This is a genomic window from Kitasatospora sp. NPDC001095, assembly GCF_053598615.1.
The window spans coordinates 1-17650 of record NZ_JBSFKQ010000045.1; the positions used below are offsets into that span (position 1 = coordinate 1).

Below are 17650 nucleotides of genomic sequence, written 5' to 3' on the forward strand. Positions count from 1 at the left end.
GCCACACGGTGGGCTCCGCGGAGTCGTCCGCGGCGGGCTGTCCGGCGGTTTCCTCCGGGAACTGTTCGATGACGACGTGCGCGTTGGTGCCGCTGGCCCCGAAGGCCGAGATGCCCGCGCGGCGGGGACGCCCCGTCTCCGGCCACGGCCGGGCCTCGGTCAGCAGCCGGATGTCACCGGTGTCCCACTCGACGTGCGGCGTGGGCTCCTGGACGTGCAGCGTCGGCGGCAGTTCGGCGTGCCGCATCGCCATGACCATCTTGATCACACCGGCCACACCGGCCGCCGCCTGGGTATGGCCGATGTTCGACTTCACCGACCCCAGCCACAACGGCTCCACCCGGTCCCGGCCGTACGTCGCCAGCAGCGCCTGCGCCTCGATCGGGTCACCGAGCGTGGTCCCCGTGCCGTGGGCCTCCACCGCGTCCACCTCGGACGCCTCCAACCCGGCATTGGCCAGGGCCTGACGGATCACCCGCTCCTGGGAGAGGCCGTTGGGCGCGGTCAGCCCATTGGACGCCCCGTCCTGGTTGACCGCCGAGCCCCGGACGACCGCCAGCACCCGGTGGCCGTTACGGCGGGCATCCGACAGGCGCTCCAGCAGCACCAACCCCGCACCCTCACCCCACGCCGTGCCGTCGGCCGTCGACGAGAAGGGCTTGCACCGGCCGTCGGGGGCCAGGGCACGCTGGCGGGAGAACTCCGTGAACTGCAGGGGGGTGACGCTCACGGTCACCCCGCCGGCCAGGGCGAGTGTGCACTCCCCCGAGCGCAGTGCCTGCGCGGCCAGGTGGATCGCCATCAGGGACGAGGAGCAGGCGGAGTCGACGGACACGGCCTGGCCCTGGAGGCCCAGCAGGTAGGAGACCCGGCCGGAGGTGATGCTCGGCGAGATGCCGGTGGCGAGGTAGCCCTCGGTGTCGGGCGGTGCCTGGTCGGGGCTGCCGACGTAGCCGGAGGACCACAGGCCGGTGAACACGCCCGTCCGGCTGCCCCGCAACGACGTCGGATCGATCCCCGCGTCCTCGAAGGTCTCCCACGCGGTCTCCAGCAGCACCCGCTGCTGCGGATCCATCGCCAACGCCTCACGCGGCGAGATCCCGAAGAAGTCGGCATCGAACCCCGCCGCGTCCGCGAGGAAACCACCCGACCGCGTGTACGACGTCCCCGGGTGATCCGCATCCGGATGGAACAACCCCTCGACGTCCCACCCGCGGTCAGTCGGGAACGCCCCGATCGCGTCCACCCCACCCGACACCAGGCCCCACAACTCCTCCGGAGACCCCACCCCACCCGGCAACCGGCACCCCATGCCCACGATCACCACCGGATCAGCCCCGACACCCACTCCACCCACCGGCACCACCGGCACCACATCCGCACCCTCACCGGAGAGTTCTGCTGCGAGGTGGTCGGCGAGGTCGGCGGGGGTGGGGTGGTCGAAGACGAGGGTCGCGGGCAGCCGCAGGCCGGTGGCGCCGGCGAGGCGGTTGCGCAGTTCGACGGCGGTCAGGGAATCGAAGCCGAGGTCGCGGAAGGCGAGTCCGGGGGTGATCGCGGCGGCGTCGGAGTGGCCGAGGACGGTGGCGGTGTGGGCGGCGACCAGGGACAGCAGGTCCGACGCGGGCGCCTTGGGCGTCGGCAGTGTCTGCGGCATCGAGAGGTCGGCCGTGGTCAGCGCGGGACGTCCGGCAGCCAGCGCGGTGTCGAACATGGCCAGGGCGCGTTCGACGCTGATGGGGCGGATGCCCTTGCGGGCGAGGCGTTGGCGGTCGGCCGCGGTGAGGTGGGCGGTCATGCCGCTCTCCTGCTCCCAGTAGCCCCAGGCCATCGACACGGCGGGCAGTCCGAGGGTCTGCCGGTGTGCGGCGAACGCGTCGAGGTAGGAGTTCGCGGCCGCGTAGCCGGCCTGGCCGGCGTTGCCGAGTACACCCGCGGCCGCGGAGAACAGCACGAAGGCGGCGAGGTCGTGCTCGCGGGTCAGCTCGTGCAGGTGCCAGGCCCCGTCGACCTTGGGACGCAGCACCCGGTCGAGCTGCTCCGCGGTCAGCCGTTCCATGACGGTGTCGTCGAGCACGCCGGCCGCGTGGACGACGGCGGTGAGCGGATGCTCGGCCGGGATCGAGTCCAGGACGGCCGCCAGCGCGTCCCGGTCCGCGACGTCACAGGCCACGACCCGCACGTCGACGTCCCCTTGCGCCTCCGGGTGCGGCACCGCGCCGCCGCCGCGGCTGACGAGCAGCAGGTGCCGTACCCCGTAGCGGGACACCAGGTGGCGGGCGACGGCCTGGCCGAGGGTGCCGGTGCCGCCGGTGATCAGCACGGTGCCGTCGGGGTCGATCGGCTGGGGGACGGTGAGGACGATCTTGCCGGTGTGGCGGGCCTGGCTCATCAGCCGGAAGGAGTCGACGGCCTGGCGCAGGTCCGCGGCGGTGACCGGCAGCGGCTCCAGCGTCCCGTCGGCGACCATCGCCACGACCCTGGAGAGGATGTCGCCCTGCCGCGCGGGGTCGACGTCGTTGAGGTCGAAGGCCCGGTAGATCAGGCCCTCGGGTGAGCGGACGTCCGTCTTGCCCAGCTCGACGAACCGTCCGCCGTCGGCGAGCAGCCGCAGGGAGGCGTCGGTGAGTTCTCCCGCGAGCGAGTTGAGGACGACGTCCATGGCCGGGAACCGGTCGGCGAAGCGGGTGTCGCGGGACGAACCGATGTGGTCGTCCGCCAGTCCGAGGCGCCGCAGGGTGTCCCACTTGGCGGGGCTCGCGGTGGCGAAGACCTCCGCACCGCTGTTCAGGGCCAACCGGATGGCGGCCATGCCCACACCGCCCGCGCCGGAGTGAACCAGGACCCGGTCGCCGGGGCGCAGTTCGCCGAGGTCGAACAGCCCGTACCAGGCGGTGGTGAACGCGACGGGCACCGACGCCGCCTCGGTGAAGCTCCAGCCGTCGGGGATCGCCGTCAGGAGCCGGTGGTCGGCGACCGCGCGCGACCCGAAGGCGCCGGGCATCAGTCCCATGACGCGGTCGCCGGGCCGCCAGGCCGTGACGCCGGGGCCGACCTCGAGGACGGTGCCGGCCCCTTCGCCGCCCAACGGGGGCCGGTCCGGGTACATGCCGAGGGTGATGAGCACGTCGCGGAAGTTCAGGCCGGCCGCGCGTACGGCGACCCGTACCTGTCCGGGTTCCAGCGCGGCCTCCTGCCAGGGCAGCAGGGCCAGGTCGTCCAGTTGCCCGGTGCCGGACTCGCTCAGCCGGTACGCGCCGTCGGGGGCGGTCGGTTCCGGCGCGTACCTGGCCTGCCGCGGCACGAGGACGCCGTCGCGGCGCAGGGCCACTTCGGGTTCGTCGCCGGCTGTCATGGCGGCCCGGACCGCGTCCTCCTCGGAGGCGTCGCCCATGTCGACCAGGACGAACCGGCCGGGGTGCTCGGCGGCGGCGCTGCGGACCAGGCCGCGTACGGCCGCGCCGGCCACGCCGCGGGTCAGGACGGCCAGGCGTGCGGCCGCCCGCTCCGGCTGCTCGGCCAGGAAGTCCTGGACGAGCGCGCGGGTCCGCTGGACGAGGGCGTGCACGGAGTCCGCGTCGGCTTCCGCGGTGAGCACCGGGCTCGGCACCACCTCGGTCGGTGTGCTCGCGGTGAGGGGCACCCACTGGGTGTGCAGCACCGCGGCCCGGGCCTCGGCGGCCGGACGGACGGTCAGCGCGGTGATGTCCGCGACCGGCTCGCCGAACAGGTCGGTCAGTGTCGCGCGGTAGGTGTCGGTGCCCGTGCGGGCCAGGTGGACCCGGGCGGACGACACACCGGTGGTGTGTACGGCGACGCCGGAGAAGGAGAACGGCAGCCGGACCCGGGTGTCGGGGCTGAGCAGGATCAGCGGCTGGAGTGCGGCGTCCAGGAGCGCGGGGTGGATGCCGAAGCCGGCGCCGTCGGGGACGGACACCTCGGCGTACAGTTCGTCCTCGCCCTGCCACAACTCCCGCACGCCCCGGAACGCGGGTCCGTACTGGTATCCGAGTCCGGCGAGGAAGGCGTAGAACCCTTCGGGGTCCACGGGTTGGGCGTTCCTCGGGGGCCAGTCGAGGCGTCCGGCCGTCACCTGGCCGCCGAGGGTTCCGGACGCGTGGCGGATCCAGCCGTCGGCGCCCTTGGAGTGCACGGTGACCGGGCTGCGGCCCGCGTCGTCCGGGGCGCCGACCGAGATCTGGATGTCCGTGGGGGTGTCCGAGAGCGCGAGGGGCAGGTGCAGGACGAGGTCGTCGACGGTCCCGCCGGCCAGGGTGGCGAGTTCGAGGAAGGCGGTGCCCGGCAGCAGGACCGTGCCGTCGACGGCGTGGTCGGCCAGCCAGGGGTGGGTGCGGGTGGAGACGCGGCCGCTGTGCACGGTGCCCCCGTCGGGCAGTTCGACGGTGGTGCCCGCCAGCGGGTGCCCGGTGCCGTGGTCGCCGGCCGCGGGGGTGAGCCAGTAGGTGCTGCGCTGGAAGGCGTAGCCCGGCAGCCTGACGCCGTGCGGGCGGTCGTGCGGCCAGGTCACGGCGACGCCCTGGACGTGGAGGCGGGCCAGGGCGGTGTGGAATTCCCCGATGGCGCCCTGGTCGCGGCGCAGGGTGCCGGTCGCCACGCCGTCCAGGTCCTGCACCAGCACCGGGTGCGGGCTGACTTCCACGAACACCTCGTGGCCGTCGGCGGTGAGCCGGGCGGTGGCCAGGTCGAACCGTACGGGTTCGCGGAGGTTGCGGTACCAGTAGTCGGCGTCGAGGGCGGAGGTGTCGACGGGTTCCGCGGTGACCGTGGAGTAGAAGGGAATCGCCGCGGGCCGGGGCCGGATGTCCGCGAGGTCGGTCAGCAGCTGCTCGCGGACCGTCTCGACCTGCGCCGAGTGCGCCGCGTAGTCGACGGGGATGGCGCGGGCACGGATGCCGTCCCGGGCGCAGGCTGCCAGCAGTTCGTCCAGGGCCCCGGGTTCGCCGGACACGACGACGGTCGAGGCGGAGTTGACCACCGCGACGGTGATCCGGTCGCCCCAGGGGCCCAGGTAGCCGGCGGCGTCGTCCGCGGACAGCGCGACCGAGACCATGCCGCCGTGTCCGGCCAGGGCGACCAGGGCCTTGCTGCGCAGGGCGACCGCCTTGGCGGCGTCCTCCAAGGACAGCGCGCCGGCCACGTACGCCGCCGCGATCTCCCCCTGCGAATGCCCGACGACCGCATCGGGCTCCACACCATGGGCACGCCACAGCTCCGCCAGCGCCACCATCACCGCGAACAGGGCGGGCTGCACCACATCCACCCGCTCCAGCGAACCACCGCCCGTCAGCACCTCCACCAACGACCAGTCCGTGTACGGCGCCAACGCCGCGTCACACGCGTCCACCACCTCCCGGAACACCGGCTCCGAGGCGTACAACTCCCCACCCATACCGACCCACTGCGCACCCTGCCCCGGGAACACGAACACCGAACGACCCAGCGGGCGGGCCGTCCCGGTGACCAGACCCGGCGCCGTACCGCCCTCGGCCAGGGCGTCCAGGGCGGCGGCGGTGCCCACCACCACGGCCCGGTGCTCGAACACGGTGCGGGCAGCCAGGGCGCCTCCGACCGCAGCCGGGCTCACCTCGGGACGCGCGGCGGTGAAGGCGCCCAGCCGGCGCGCCTGCTCCCGCAACGCCGCCTCGGACCTGGCCGACAGCGGCCAGAGGACCTGGTCGTCCGCGCGGCCCCGGGGAGAGGGTGCGGCGGGGTCGGCCTCGGCGGGCTGTTCGAGGATGCTCTGCTCGATGATGACGTGGGCGTTGGTGCCGCTGATGCCGAACGCGGAGACGGCGGCCCGCCGTGGCCGCCCGCTCTCGGGCCAGTCGACCGGTTCGGTGAGCAGGCGGACCGCGCCGGAGGCCCAGTCGACGTGCGGGGTGGGCGCGTCCACGTGGAGGGTCCGCGGCAGTCGGCCGTGCCGCATCGCCATGACCATCTTGATCAGGCCGGCCGCGCCGGCCGCCGCCTGGGTGTGGCCGATGTTGGACTTCACCGATCCCAGCCACAAAGGCTCCACCCGGTCCCGGCCGTAGGTCGCCAGGAGGGCGTGGGCCTCGATGGGATCGCCGAGGGTGGTGCCGGTGCCGTGGGCCTCCACCGCGTCCACCTCGGACGCCTCCAACCCGGCATTGGCGAGGGCCTGACGGATCACCCGCTCCTGGGAGGGGCCGTTGGGCGCGGTCAGGCCGTTGGAGGCGCCGTCCTGGTTGGTGGCAGAGCCTCGGACGACCGCCAGCACCTCGTGGCCGTTGCGGCGGGCGTCCGACAGGCGTTCCAGCAGCAGCAGGCCGGCGCCCTCGGCCCAGCCCGCCCCGTCGGCCGCGGCGGCGAAGGACTTGCTGCGGCCGTCGGGCGCGCTCGCCCCCTGCCGGGACATCTCGGTGAACAGCGTGGGGGCCGCGTTGACGGTGACGCCGCCGGCCAGGGCGAAGGAGCACTCTCCCGAGCGCAGCGCCTGAGCGGCCAGGTGCAGGGCCACCAGGGACGACGAGCAGCCGGTGTCCAGGGACAGTGCCGGGCCGAGCAGGCCCAGCTGGTACGCCAGCCGGCCGGACCCCACGCTCGACGCGGTGCCGGTGACCTGGTAGCCCTCCAGGTCGTCGGGGACCGGCCCGGCGGCGTAGCCGGTGGACCAGATGCCGGTAAACACGCCGGTGGGTGTGCCCTCCAGCGTGGTCGGGTCGATCCCGGCGTACTCGATGGTCTCCCACGCGGTCTCCAGCAGGATCCGCTGCTGCGGGTCCATGGCGAGCGCCTCGCGGGGCGATATCCCGAAGAACGCCGCGTCGAAGTCGCCGGCGGCATCGAGGAAGCCGCCCCGGGACGTGCTCGACGTGCGGGGGCGGCTTCCCGTCGGGTCGTACAGGCGGTCGATGTCCCAGCCCCGGTCGGCCGGGAAGTCGCCGATCGCGTCCACGCCGTCCGCGACCAGCCGCCACAGGTCCTCGGGGGTGCCGACGCCTCCGGGGAAGCGGCAGCCCATGCCGATGACCGCGATCGGCTCGTCCGTCGCGGCCGGGGCCGGGGCCCGCGGCGCGTCCTGCTCGCCGGACTCGCCGGACAGGTGGGCGGCCAGCCGTGCCGGGGTGGGGTGGTCGAAGACGAGGGTGGCGGGCAGTTTCACCCCGAGCGCGGCGGTCAGGCGGTTGCGCAGTTCCACCGAGGTCAGTGAGTCGAAGCCCAGGTCCTTGAACGCCTGCCGGGGGTCGAGCCGTTCGGGGGTGGCGTGTCCCAGCACCCCGGCGACGTGGGTGGTGATCAGCTCCAGCAGGTCGGTGCCGCCGGCGGGAGGCGCGGGTCGGGGGGCCTGCGGCCGGCTGTGGGCCTCGGGCAGGTCCCGCAGCAGCCGGCTCGGCCGCGCGTGGGTGTAGGCGCGGGCGAACTGTGCCCAGTCGGCCTCGGTGACGACCGCGAGGGCCTCGTCGTGGTCGAGGACGTCCTGCAGCGCGTCGAGTGCCCGGCCCGGGTCCAGTTCGCCGAGGCCGAGCAGGGTGCGCTGGCGCTGCACGGACTCCAGGGCCGCCATGCCGCCTTCGGCCCAGATGCCCCAGGCGACGGAGGTCGTGGCGCGGCCCTGGGCTCGGTGCTGTGCGGCCAGGGCGTCGAGGAAGGCGTTGCCGGCGGCGTAGGCCGCGCCGTGGCCGTCGCCCCACACGCCCGCGGTGGAGGAGAACAGGACGAAGGCGTCGAGGTCCGGCAGGAGTTCCGCCAGGTTCGCCGCCCCGGCGACCTTGGCCGTGACGACCTCGGCGAACTCCGCCGGTGTCGTGTCGGCCAGCCTGGTCGCCCTGATCACGCCGGCGGTGTGGAAGACCGCGCGGATGTCTCCGACGCGCTCGACGAGGTCCCGCAGGGCGTCCCGGTCGGCCACGTCGCACGCCGCCACGGTCACCCGCGCCCCGGCTGCCTCCAGTTCGTCGCGCAGGCCGGCCGCGCCGGGTGCGTCGGGACCGCGGCGGGCGGCCAGCACGACGTGCTCCGCGCCCTGCCGCGCGAGGCGGCGGGCCACGTGTCCGCCGAGCGCGCCGGTGCCGCCGGTGACCAGCACCGTGCCCCGCGGCCGCCAGGGCCGCGCGGCCGGGCCCGATGGGGCCTTGCGGCGCAGCCGCTTGGCGAAGCGCCGGGTGCCGCGGATCGCCACCTGGTCCTCGCCGGTGTCGGCGAGCGCGACGAGCAGCGCGTTCACGCTCTCCTCGTCGGGCACGGCGGGAAGGTCGACCAGGCCGCCCCAGCCGTGCGGGAACTCCAGCGCCGCGGACGCGCCGGTGCCCCACGCCAGGGCCTGGGCCGGGCTGGTGACCGGGTCGGTGCCCGAGGTGCTCACGGCCCCGCTGGTCGCGCACCACAGCGGGACGGCCGCCGTCCTCACCGGGTCCGGGCCGCGCACCGGGTCCAGGGTGCGGACCAGGTCCAGGGTGCGGACCAGGCCCGCCGGGAGCACCGGGTGGTCGGGGTGCGGCTCCTCGTCCAGCGCCAGCAGCGACAGCACACCGTCCGGGCCGGGCCTGGCGTCCCCGGTGTCGGCCGCGTCCCAGGTGTCGGCCACGGCGAAGCCCCGTTCGCGCAGGGCCTCGGCCCACGGGTGCCCGGTCGCGGCCAGGACGAGCCAGCGAGCCGGGTCCACCGGGGCCGCGGTACCGCTCACCGGTGTCCATGCCACCTCGTACCGCCAGTCGTCGCGGGGCACCGGCGGGGTCGCGGTCACCCAGTAGGGCTCGCGCTGGAAGGCGTACGTGGGCAGGTCCGCCCTGGGTGCGGTGCGGGGCAGGAGCGGCGTCCAGTCGACGTCGGCTCCGGCGGCGTAGAGGCGTCCCGCCGCGGCGAGGAACTCGGTGAGGCCGCCGTGGTCGCGGCGCAGTGTTCCGGTGGCGGCGGCGTCCAGCGCGGGCACCAGCACCGGGTGCGGGCTGACCTCCAGGAACAGGTCGTGGCCGTCGGCGGTGAGCCGGTGGGTGGCCAGGTCGAAGCGTACGGGTTCGCGGAGGTTGCGGTACCAGTAGTCGGCGTCGAGGGCGGAGGTGTCGACCGGCTCGCCGGTGACCGTGGAGTAGAACGGGATCGCCGCCGAGTGGGGCGTGATGTCGGCCAGTTCGGCGAGCAGTTGCTCGCGGATCGCCTCGACCTGGGCGGAGTGGGCGGCGTAGTTGACGGGCAGGCGGCGGGCGCGGATGCCGTCGGCCTCACAGGCGGCCAGCAGTTCGTCCAGCACGTCGAGGCCGCCGGACACCACGACCGCCGCGGGTCCGTTCACCACGGCGGTGGTCAGCCGCTCGCCCCAGCGGGCCAGGTAGCCGACGGCCTGTTCGACGGACAGCGCGAGGGACACCATGCCGCCCCGGTCGGCGATGGCGGCCAGTGCCCTGGACCGTAGCGCCACGACCTTGGCGGCGTCCCGCAGCGACAGCGCGCCGGCGACGTACGCGGCGGCGATCTCCGCCTGGGAGTGGCCGACCACGGCGTCCGGCCGCACGCCGTGGGACCGCCACAGGTCGGCCAGCGCCACCATGACGGCGAACAGGGCCGGCTGCACCACGTCGACGCGGTCCAGCGAGCCGTGGCGCAGTTCGTCGACCAGCGACCAGTCGGTGTACGGGGCCAGGGCGGCGGCGCAGGCGTCGATGCCGGCGCGGAAGACCTCGGACTGCTCGTACAGGTCACGGCCCATGCCCGCCCACTGCGCCCCCTGTCCGGGGAAGACGAACACGGTCCCGCCGGTACGGGCCGGCAGGCCCGGCAGTCCCTGCGGGAGCGCGGCCAGGCCGGAGAGCAGGTCGTCCCGGTCGGCGCCGACCACCGCGGCCCGGTGCTCGAACCGGGTGCGGGCGGCCAGTGCGCGGCTGATCGCGGCGGCCGGGACGTCGGGGTGGGCGGTCGCGTACGCGTGCAGCCGCTCGGCCTGGGCGCGCAGCGCGGCGTCGCTCTTCGCGGACAGCAGCCAAACGGTGGGGGCGGCCTGGCCGGCGGGTTCGGCAAGGTGGCCGGGGTCGGGCTCGGAGGACTGCTCGATGATCAGGTGGGCGTTGGTGCCGCTGATGCCGAAGGCCGAGATGCCGGCGCGGCGCAGGCGCTCGTGCTCCGGCCACGGCCGGGCCTCGGTGAGCAGCCGGACGCCGCCGGAGGCCCAGTCGACGTGCGGGGAGGGGGCGTCCACGTGGAGGGTTCGCGGCAGTTCGCCGTGCCGCATCGCCATGACCATCTTGATCAGGCCCGCGATGCCGGCGGCGGCCTGGGTGTGGCCGATGTTGGACTTCACCGACCCCAGCCACAACGGCTCCACCCGGTCCTGACCGTAGGCGGCCAGCAGGGCGTGGGCCTCGATGGGGTCGCCCAGGGTGGTGCCGGTGCCGTGGGCCTCCACCGCGTCCACCTCGGACGCCTCCAACCCGGCATTGGCGAGGGCCTGACGGATCACCCGCTCCTGCGACGGACCGTTAGGCGCGGTCAGGCCGTTGGACGCCCCGTCCTGGTTGACCGCGCTTCCCGCGACGACCGCCAGCACCCGGTGGCCGTTGCGGCGGGCGTCCGACAGACGTTCCAGCAGCACCAGGCCGGCGCCCTCGGCCCAGCTGGTGCCGTCGGCCGCGGCGGCGAAGGGCTTGCTGCGGCCGTCCGCCGCGAGGCCGTGCTGGCGGGAGAACTCGGTGAAGCCCAGTGGTGTCGCCATGATCGTGACACCGCCGGCGAGCGCCAGCGAGCACTCGCCCGCGCGCAGGGCCTGGGCGGCCAGGTGGACGGCGACCAGGGACGACGAGCAGGCGGTGTCCACGGACAGCGCCGGACCGCGCAGTCCGAGGTGGTAGGCGACCCGGCCGGACGTGACGCTGGTCGCGACGCCGGTGAACAGGTAACCCTCCAGGTCCTCCGGCAGGCCCGGCCCGGTCGCGTAACCGGACGACCAGACGCCGGTGAACACGCCGGTGTGGCTGCCGCGCAGCGAGGCCGGGTCGATCCCGGCGTGCTCGAAGGTCTCCCAGGCCGTCTCCAGCACGAGCCGCTGCTGCGGGTCCATGGCGAGCGCCTCGCGGGGCGAGATGCCGAAGAACGGAGCGTCGAAGCCGGCCACCTCCTCCAGGAACCCGCCCCGGGTGATGTACGTGGTGCCGGCGCCGCGCAGTTCCGGGTCGTACAGGCCGCCCAGGTCCCAGCCGCGGTCGTCCGGGAAGTCGCCGATCGCGTCCACGCCCTCCGTGACGAGCCGCCACAGGTCGTCCGGCGAGGCCACCCCGCCGGGGAAGCGGCAGCCCATCCCCACGATGACGACCGGGTCGTCGTGGGCGGCCTGGGCGGCGGGGGCCGGCCGGCCGCCGGGGCCGGTGCGCAGCCAGTCGATCAGCTCCGCGGGCGTCGGGTGGTCGAAGACGAGACCGGAGGGAAGTCGCCGGTCGAGGGCGCCGGCCAGGCGGTTGCGCAGTTCGAGCCCGGTGACCGAGTCGAAGCCGAGGTCCTTGAAGGTGAGCGCGGGATCGATGTCCGCGGGGTTCTCGTGGCCCAGCACGAGCGCGATCTGCGCGGTGACCACGGCGGCCGTGTCGCCCGACTCGGGGTCGCCCGGGTCCGTGCCGCCCGCCCCGGTGTCGCGGGTCTCCGGGCCGCCGTCCGGCCGACCGGGCGCGGTGGTTCGCGCCGCGTGTGCCCCCGGTCCGGCCGGGGTCCGCCCGCTCTGCCCGGCCGGCGCGTCGGGCAGCCAGTACGAGCGCCGTTGGAAGGCGTACGTGGGCAGGTCGACCGGCGCGGCCTCGGCGACGGCCGGGGACCAGTCGACCGGCACGCCGGCCACGAACAGCCGGGACAGCGCGGTCAGGAAGGCGTCCGGCCCGCCCCGGTCACGGCCCAGCGTGCCGATGGCGACGCCGGGCACGCCGGTCCGCTCGCGGGCCTGTTCCAGGCTCTGTTCGAGGGCGGGCAGCAGCACCGGGTGCGGGCTGACCTCGACCACGACGCCGTGCCCGTCCGCCAGCAGTGCGGCGGTGGCCAGGTCGAAGCGGACCGGCTCGCGCAGGTTGCGGTACCAGTAGCCGGCGTCGAGCTCCGTGGTGTCCTCGAGGAGGCCGCCGGTGACCGCGGAGTAGTACGGGATGCTGCCCTGCCGCGGCCGCACACCGTCCAGTTCGGTGTGCAGCCGCTCGCGGATCGCCTCGACGTGCGCGGAATGGGAGGCGTAGTCCACCGGGACGACGCGGGCGCGGACACCGTCCGCCGCGCAGGACTCGACCAGTTCGGACAGGGCCTGCGTGTCGCCGGACACGACGACCGAGCCGGTGGCGTTGACCACGGCGACCGTCAGCGCGCCGCCCCAGCGCGACACGTAGTCCTCGGCCCGCTCGGCGGACAGGGCCACGGACACCATGCCGCCCCGGCCGGTCAGCGCCACCAGCGCGCGGCTGCGCAGTGCCACGATCCGGGCCGCGTCGGACAGCGACAGCGCGCCCGCGACGTGTGCCGCGGCGATCTCGCCCTGCGAGTGCCCGACCACCGCGTCGGGCTCGACCCCGAAGGACCGCCACAGTGCCGCCAGGGACACCATCACCGCGAACAGGGCGGGCTGCACGACGTCCACGCGGTCGAGCGGGGCGCCGTCCAGGACATCGGCCAGGGACCAGTCGGTGTACGGGGCCAGGGCCTGGGCGCACTCGTCCATGGCGGCCCGGAAGACGGGGTACGCGGCGTACAGCTCCCGGCCCATGCCGACCCACTGCGCGCCCTGGCCTGGGAACACGAAGACGGTGCGGCCCGGGGTTCCGGCCCGGTCGGCGGCGACCTGGACGGAGTCGAGCAGGACCGCGCGGTGCGCGAAGCGGGTCCTGGTGGTGGCCAACGCGTGCGCGACCTCGGCGTCGGTCAGGTCCGGGTGGCTGCGCACGTGTTCGCGCAGGCGCCCGATCTGCGCTCGTAGCGCCTGCTTGGTCCGCGCCGTGACGATCCACGGCGCCGGCCGGGCCTCGGGGGCGGGCCGCCGGGCCGGCGGCGCGGCCGCGTCAGCCGCGTCGGGCGCCTGCTCGACGATCACGTGCGCGTTGGTGCCGCCCATGCCGAACGACGACACACCGGCGAGCAGGGGCGCGTCCGGCCGCGGCCAGGGGGTCAGAGCGGTCTGGACCCGCAGCGCCAGGGCGTCGAGGGGGATGCCGGGGTTGGGGGTTTCGTAGTTCAGGCTCGGCGGCAGTGCGCGGTGGTGCACGCTGAGGACGGCCTTGAGCAGACCGACGATGCCCGCGGCGCCTTCCAGGTGGCCGACGTTCGTCTTGGCGGATCCGACCCGCAGGGCGCTGTCGGCGTCGCCGGACTCGGCCGGGTCGCGGTAGGCCGCCGCGAGGGCGGCGGCCTCGATGGGGTCGCCGACGGCGGTGCCGGTGCCGTGCAGTTCCACGTACTGCACGTCCGCAGGACGCACGCCGGCGCGGGCCAGTGCTTCGCGGATGACCTGTTCCTGGGCCTGCGCGCTGGGTACGGTCAGGCTCCGGGTGGCGCCGTCGTTGTTGACCGCGCTGCCCCGGATGACGCCGTAGACCCGGTCCCCGTCGGCCAGGGCCCGGTCCAGCGGTTTCAGGACGAGGAAGGCGCCGCCCTCGCCGCGGACGAAGCCGTTGGCCCGGGCGTCGAAGGTGAAGCAGCGGTCGTCCGGGGACAGGCCGCCGAACTCCGCCGCTCCCTCCTCGCGGGCGGCGGTCAGGTTGAGGTTCACCCCGCCGGCCAGGGCGAGCGCCGACTCGCCGCGGCGCAGGCTCTCGACCGCCAGATGCACCGCGACCAGCGCCGACGACTGGGCCGTGTCGACCGTCATGCTCGGTCCGCGCACACCGAGGAAGTGCGAGACCCGGTTGGCGATGACGCCCCGGTTGGTGCCGGTCAGCGTGTGCGGCGTGATGTGGCCGGGGTAGGCCAGGGACGTGTAGTCCTCCCACATCGAGCCGACGAACACCCCCGTCGGGCCGCCCGTCAGCGTGCTCGGCACGATCCGGGCGTCCTCCAGGGCCTCCCAGGCGAGTTCGAGCATGAGGCGCTGCTGCGGGTCCATGCCGACGGCCTCACGGGGGGACACACCGAAGAACGCCGCGTCGAAGCCGTCCACCCGGTCCAGGTAACCGCCGTGCCGCACGCCCTGCCGGCCCACGGGCGGCGCGGTGATCGCGTCGGCCCCGTCGCACAGCAGTCGCCAGAAAGCCTCCGGATCCGGGGCTTTCGGCAACCTGCCCGCCATTCCGATGACAGCGACACGATCAGCGTCCGAATCCAGGGGGAAGCGCATCACATCGACACCTCGTGAGCCGGGGGATGAAGGAAGGCGGTGTTTCCGTAGCAGTCCCGATGGTGCGGCTCCGGCCGTGCGAGCGGCCGGATCATCGAGCACGCGGGCGGCCCGGCGACCGGGTGCTGTCCGAACCCGGACTCGCCCGCGCTTCGGGCTTGTGGATCAGTGGAGCGGTCCTCGAGAGCGACAGCGTCGGCGACGCGATTCGAGGAGATGCACTGGTGAACTGAGCGTAGGGGCCGAGGCGATGATCGTTCCGCCGCGCAGCTGAGCATGGCAGCAACACCACGCCCTCGCCACAGGCCGGGCGAAGGCTGTCTCGAAGGAGGCACATCACAACGTCATATGCCTGCACGAAAGAGGCACCGTGGCGAGATCCGTCCCGTGTCTTCTATGAAACGCGCCAGTTCTCACGGACGGCCCGTCGCAGTGTCAGCCGGCGAACCTGCCGGTGAACCCGCCGGCGCGGTCAGGAAGTTCGCCCACGCCCTGCACCGTCGCGCCCCGGCCGAATTCATGGGAACCCTCGACGCCGCCGGTGACAACGCCCTAGGATCCCGTTCGCACTCGCGCAGAAGAACGTCCTCGACCGTCATCCGGCCCCCGGGAAACCTCCGCACGACGATCACCACCCGGATCGGGCGAACCGGCCACCGGCGCCGCCGACGGCTCCGGCCGAACCGTTCGCCCCCACCGACGTCGAGAGATCGCGAGGCGCCACCGCCCCCCGGCGGCACAGAACCCAGCGGCATAGAACCCAGCTGTCACCGATCCGTGCATCGATCCCGGCCGTTCGCGCCCGGAACCCCGCACCCGGACCTGGTGACATCCAGTCAGGAGGCAGCGATGCAGGCCACGTTCCCCCTCACCACACCACACCACCTCGACAACGAGCCGGAAGCCGAGGCTCTGCTCGCGCAGGCTCCGGTCGTCCTCGCGACGATGGGTCCGGCAGACGTCTGGCTCGCCCTCTCCTACAAGGCGGTGCGCCAGGTTCTGAGCGACAGCCGGTTCAGCCGGGAGGCGGCCACACTTCCGGGCAGCCCGCTGAAACTGTCCGTCGCCTCCGACCCGCTCCTGATCTCCAGCCAGGACGGCGAGGGCCACGGCCGCCTGCGCAAGCTGATGTCGCAGGCGTTCAGCCCGCGCATGGTCGATCAGCTCGAACCACGCGTGCAGTCCATCGTGGACTCCTTGCTCGACTCCCTCGACCCGACCGCGGATCTGGTGGCAGGCCTCTGCGCTCCACTGCCGTTGATGGTCATCTGCGAGCTGCTCGGCGTGCCCTACTCCGAGGCGGAGGCCATCCGCAGGTGGACCAGGCGGCTGTTCGTCACGAACATCACTGCGGACGAACTGCGGGCCGCACAGGGCGAGATGCAGGACTGGCTCGCCGACCTGGTGCGTCACAAGCGGGCGCAGCCGGACGACGGGTTGATCTCGGCGATGGTCGCCGCCAACGACGAGGGCGACCACCTCACCGAACCCGAGCTGCTGGCCAACCTCGAGGGCCTGCTGATCGCCGGCCACGAGACGACCGTCAACCAGCTGGGCAACTCGTTGCTGACCTTGCTGCGCCACCCGGACCAACTCGCGCTGCTGCGGTCGTCACCGGACCTGATCGGACCGGCGGTCGACGAACTACTGCGCTACAGCAGGCTCTTCACCTCGGCCGAGGTCCGGGTCACGACCGAGCCCGTCAATCTGGAGGGCGTCGAACTGGGGGCGGGCGAACCGGTGTTGCCGGTCATCGTCGCGGCCAACCGCGACCCCGGTGTGTACCCGGATCCCGGCCGCTTCGACATCACGCGCGAAGGACCGGCAGCGCACCTCGCCTTCGGGCACGGGCCGCACTTCTGCCTCGGCGCGGTACTGGCCCGCCGGGAGATGCGGGTGGCGATCGGGTCCGTGGTGAAACGGTATCCGGGACTGCGCCTCGCCGTCGACGAGTCCGAACTCACCTACGTGCCGGAACTGGTCTTCCGCGGCCTGCAGGCGTTGCCGGTCACCTGGTGATCCGTGGCCCCTCGTACCGCAGGCGCGGGAACCGGACGGGACCGACCGGTCGGGGCACGACACGACCGACGGCCCTTCACCACCTTCGGCCTGCGGCACGACCGGCACGGCGAACACCACCCGGTCAACGCGCCGACCGCACGGTTCCGCCGTTTGCCCACGAAGAGCATCACAATGGGTCGCGACTCGACTACGGGAGGCAACCCATGGCCATGACGCTCATCAAGGGCCGCTACCAGATCAAGGGCTTCGAACCGGACGGTGACACCGTCCACTTCCTTCCCGACGACATCACCGTCTGGTCCCAACTCCCCGGCGACCACAGGGTCAAGACGGACGACCACGGTGGCGCCAGCCTGCGGCTGGACGGGATCGACGCGTTGGAGACCCACTACCTGGGCGTCGGTCCCGACTTCGTGCACCAGCCGCTCGACCTGGGCGCGCACGCCGCCCGGGACGCCCTGCTGACCTGGCTGGGCTTCACCGACGTCGAGCAGGGGGCGGACGAGAAGGTCACCTCCGCCTCCCCGGAGACCGTCGCCGGATTCATCCTCACCGGCGGCGCCGACACCTACGGGCGCTGCGTCGCCCTGATCGGCAAGGGTGCGCCGATCCCGGACGCCGAGAGCGGGGCCGTCCTCAGGGTCGACGTGCCGATGCTGCACCAGACCGCCAACCACGAACTGCTCTCCCGCGGCCTGGTCTACCCGACGTTCTACAAGAACCTGCCGAAGGAACTGCGCCTCGACATGGCCGCCACCGCCCAGAAGGCGCGGGCCGAGAAGGCCCCCGAAAGCATCTGGGCCAACGACGTCACCCACAGCGGCGCCACGATCGAGGACCTGAGCTCCCTCACCGACCACCTGGTCGTCATGCCGAAGCTGTTCCGACGCCTGGCCGACTACCTGCGGCTCTTCGGACCGTCCCTCGACCACCTCCCCGCCTTCCTCGCCGGCGGGGACGACGAGTACTTCCTCTCCGACCAAAGGGACTCGACCAAGGGCCTGCACCGCATCATCGACGTCATCGGCGACACGATCAAGCTCCGCCCCCGGATCGACGACATCGTCTTCGTCGAGAAGTGAGGGGGATGACGACGCGCGGGGCGTCGGGTGGGTCGTCCGCCCGGCCGGGGGTCACCATCCGGCCGAGAGCCCACCTGTTCGTTCCCGGTCCCGGCACGCTCCGCACCCGATGGGGCGGGGTGTTCACCGCGGGTCGGGATGTCCGGTGACACCGCGGGTGGTCCTGGGGCTGGGCCGGTCGTCGCGCCGGGCCCGGGGGGATGACGCCGAGGTGCCGGCCGGGACGGTCACGCGGACGCGGGCGGAGTGCGGTCTGCTGGTCGATCAGCTTCCCTTC

3 protein-coding genes are annotated in these 17650 nt (G+C 73.8%); 2 read left to right on the top strand and 1 reads right to left on the bottom strand.

From position 1 onward, the window contains the following. Positions 1-14269, bottom strand: a 14269-nt coding sequence (locus tag ACWDBB_RS28145) for an SDR family NAD(P)-dependent oxidoreductase (protein ID WP_449792252.1), incomplete at its 3' end; no start/stop codon positions are given. Positions 14270-15118: 849 nt separating this feature from the next. On the opposite strand from ACWDBB_RS28145, the gene ACWDBB_RS28150 reads away from it, so the two are divergent. After that, the gene (locus ACWDBB_RS28150; protein WP_449792253.1) at positions 15119-16288 is read left to right on the top strand and encodes a cytochrome P450 family protein; all 1170 of its coding nucleotides are present in this window, start codon (positions 15119-15121) and stop codon (positions 16286-16288) included. A 206-nt stretch (positions 16289-16494) separates the two neighbouring features. Continuing rightward, entirely contained in the window at positions 16495-17373 is an 879-nt protein-coding gene (locus ACWDBB_RS28155) for a nuclease (RefSeq protein WP_449792254.1), read from the top strand. Positions 17374-17650: the final 277 nt, after the last annotated feature.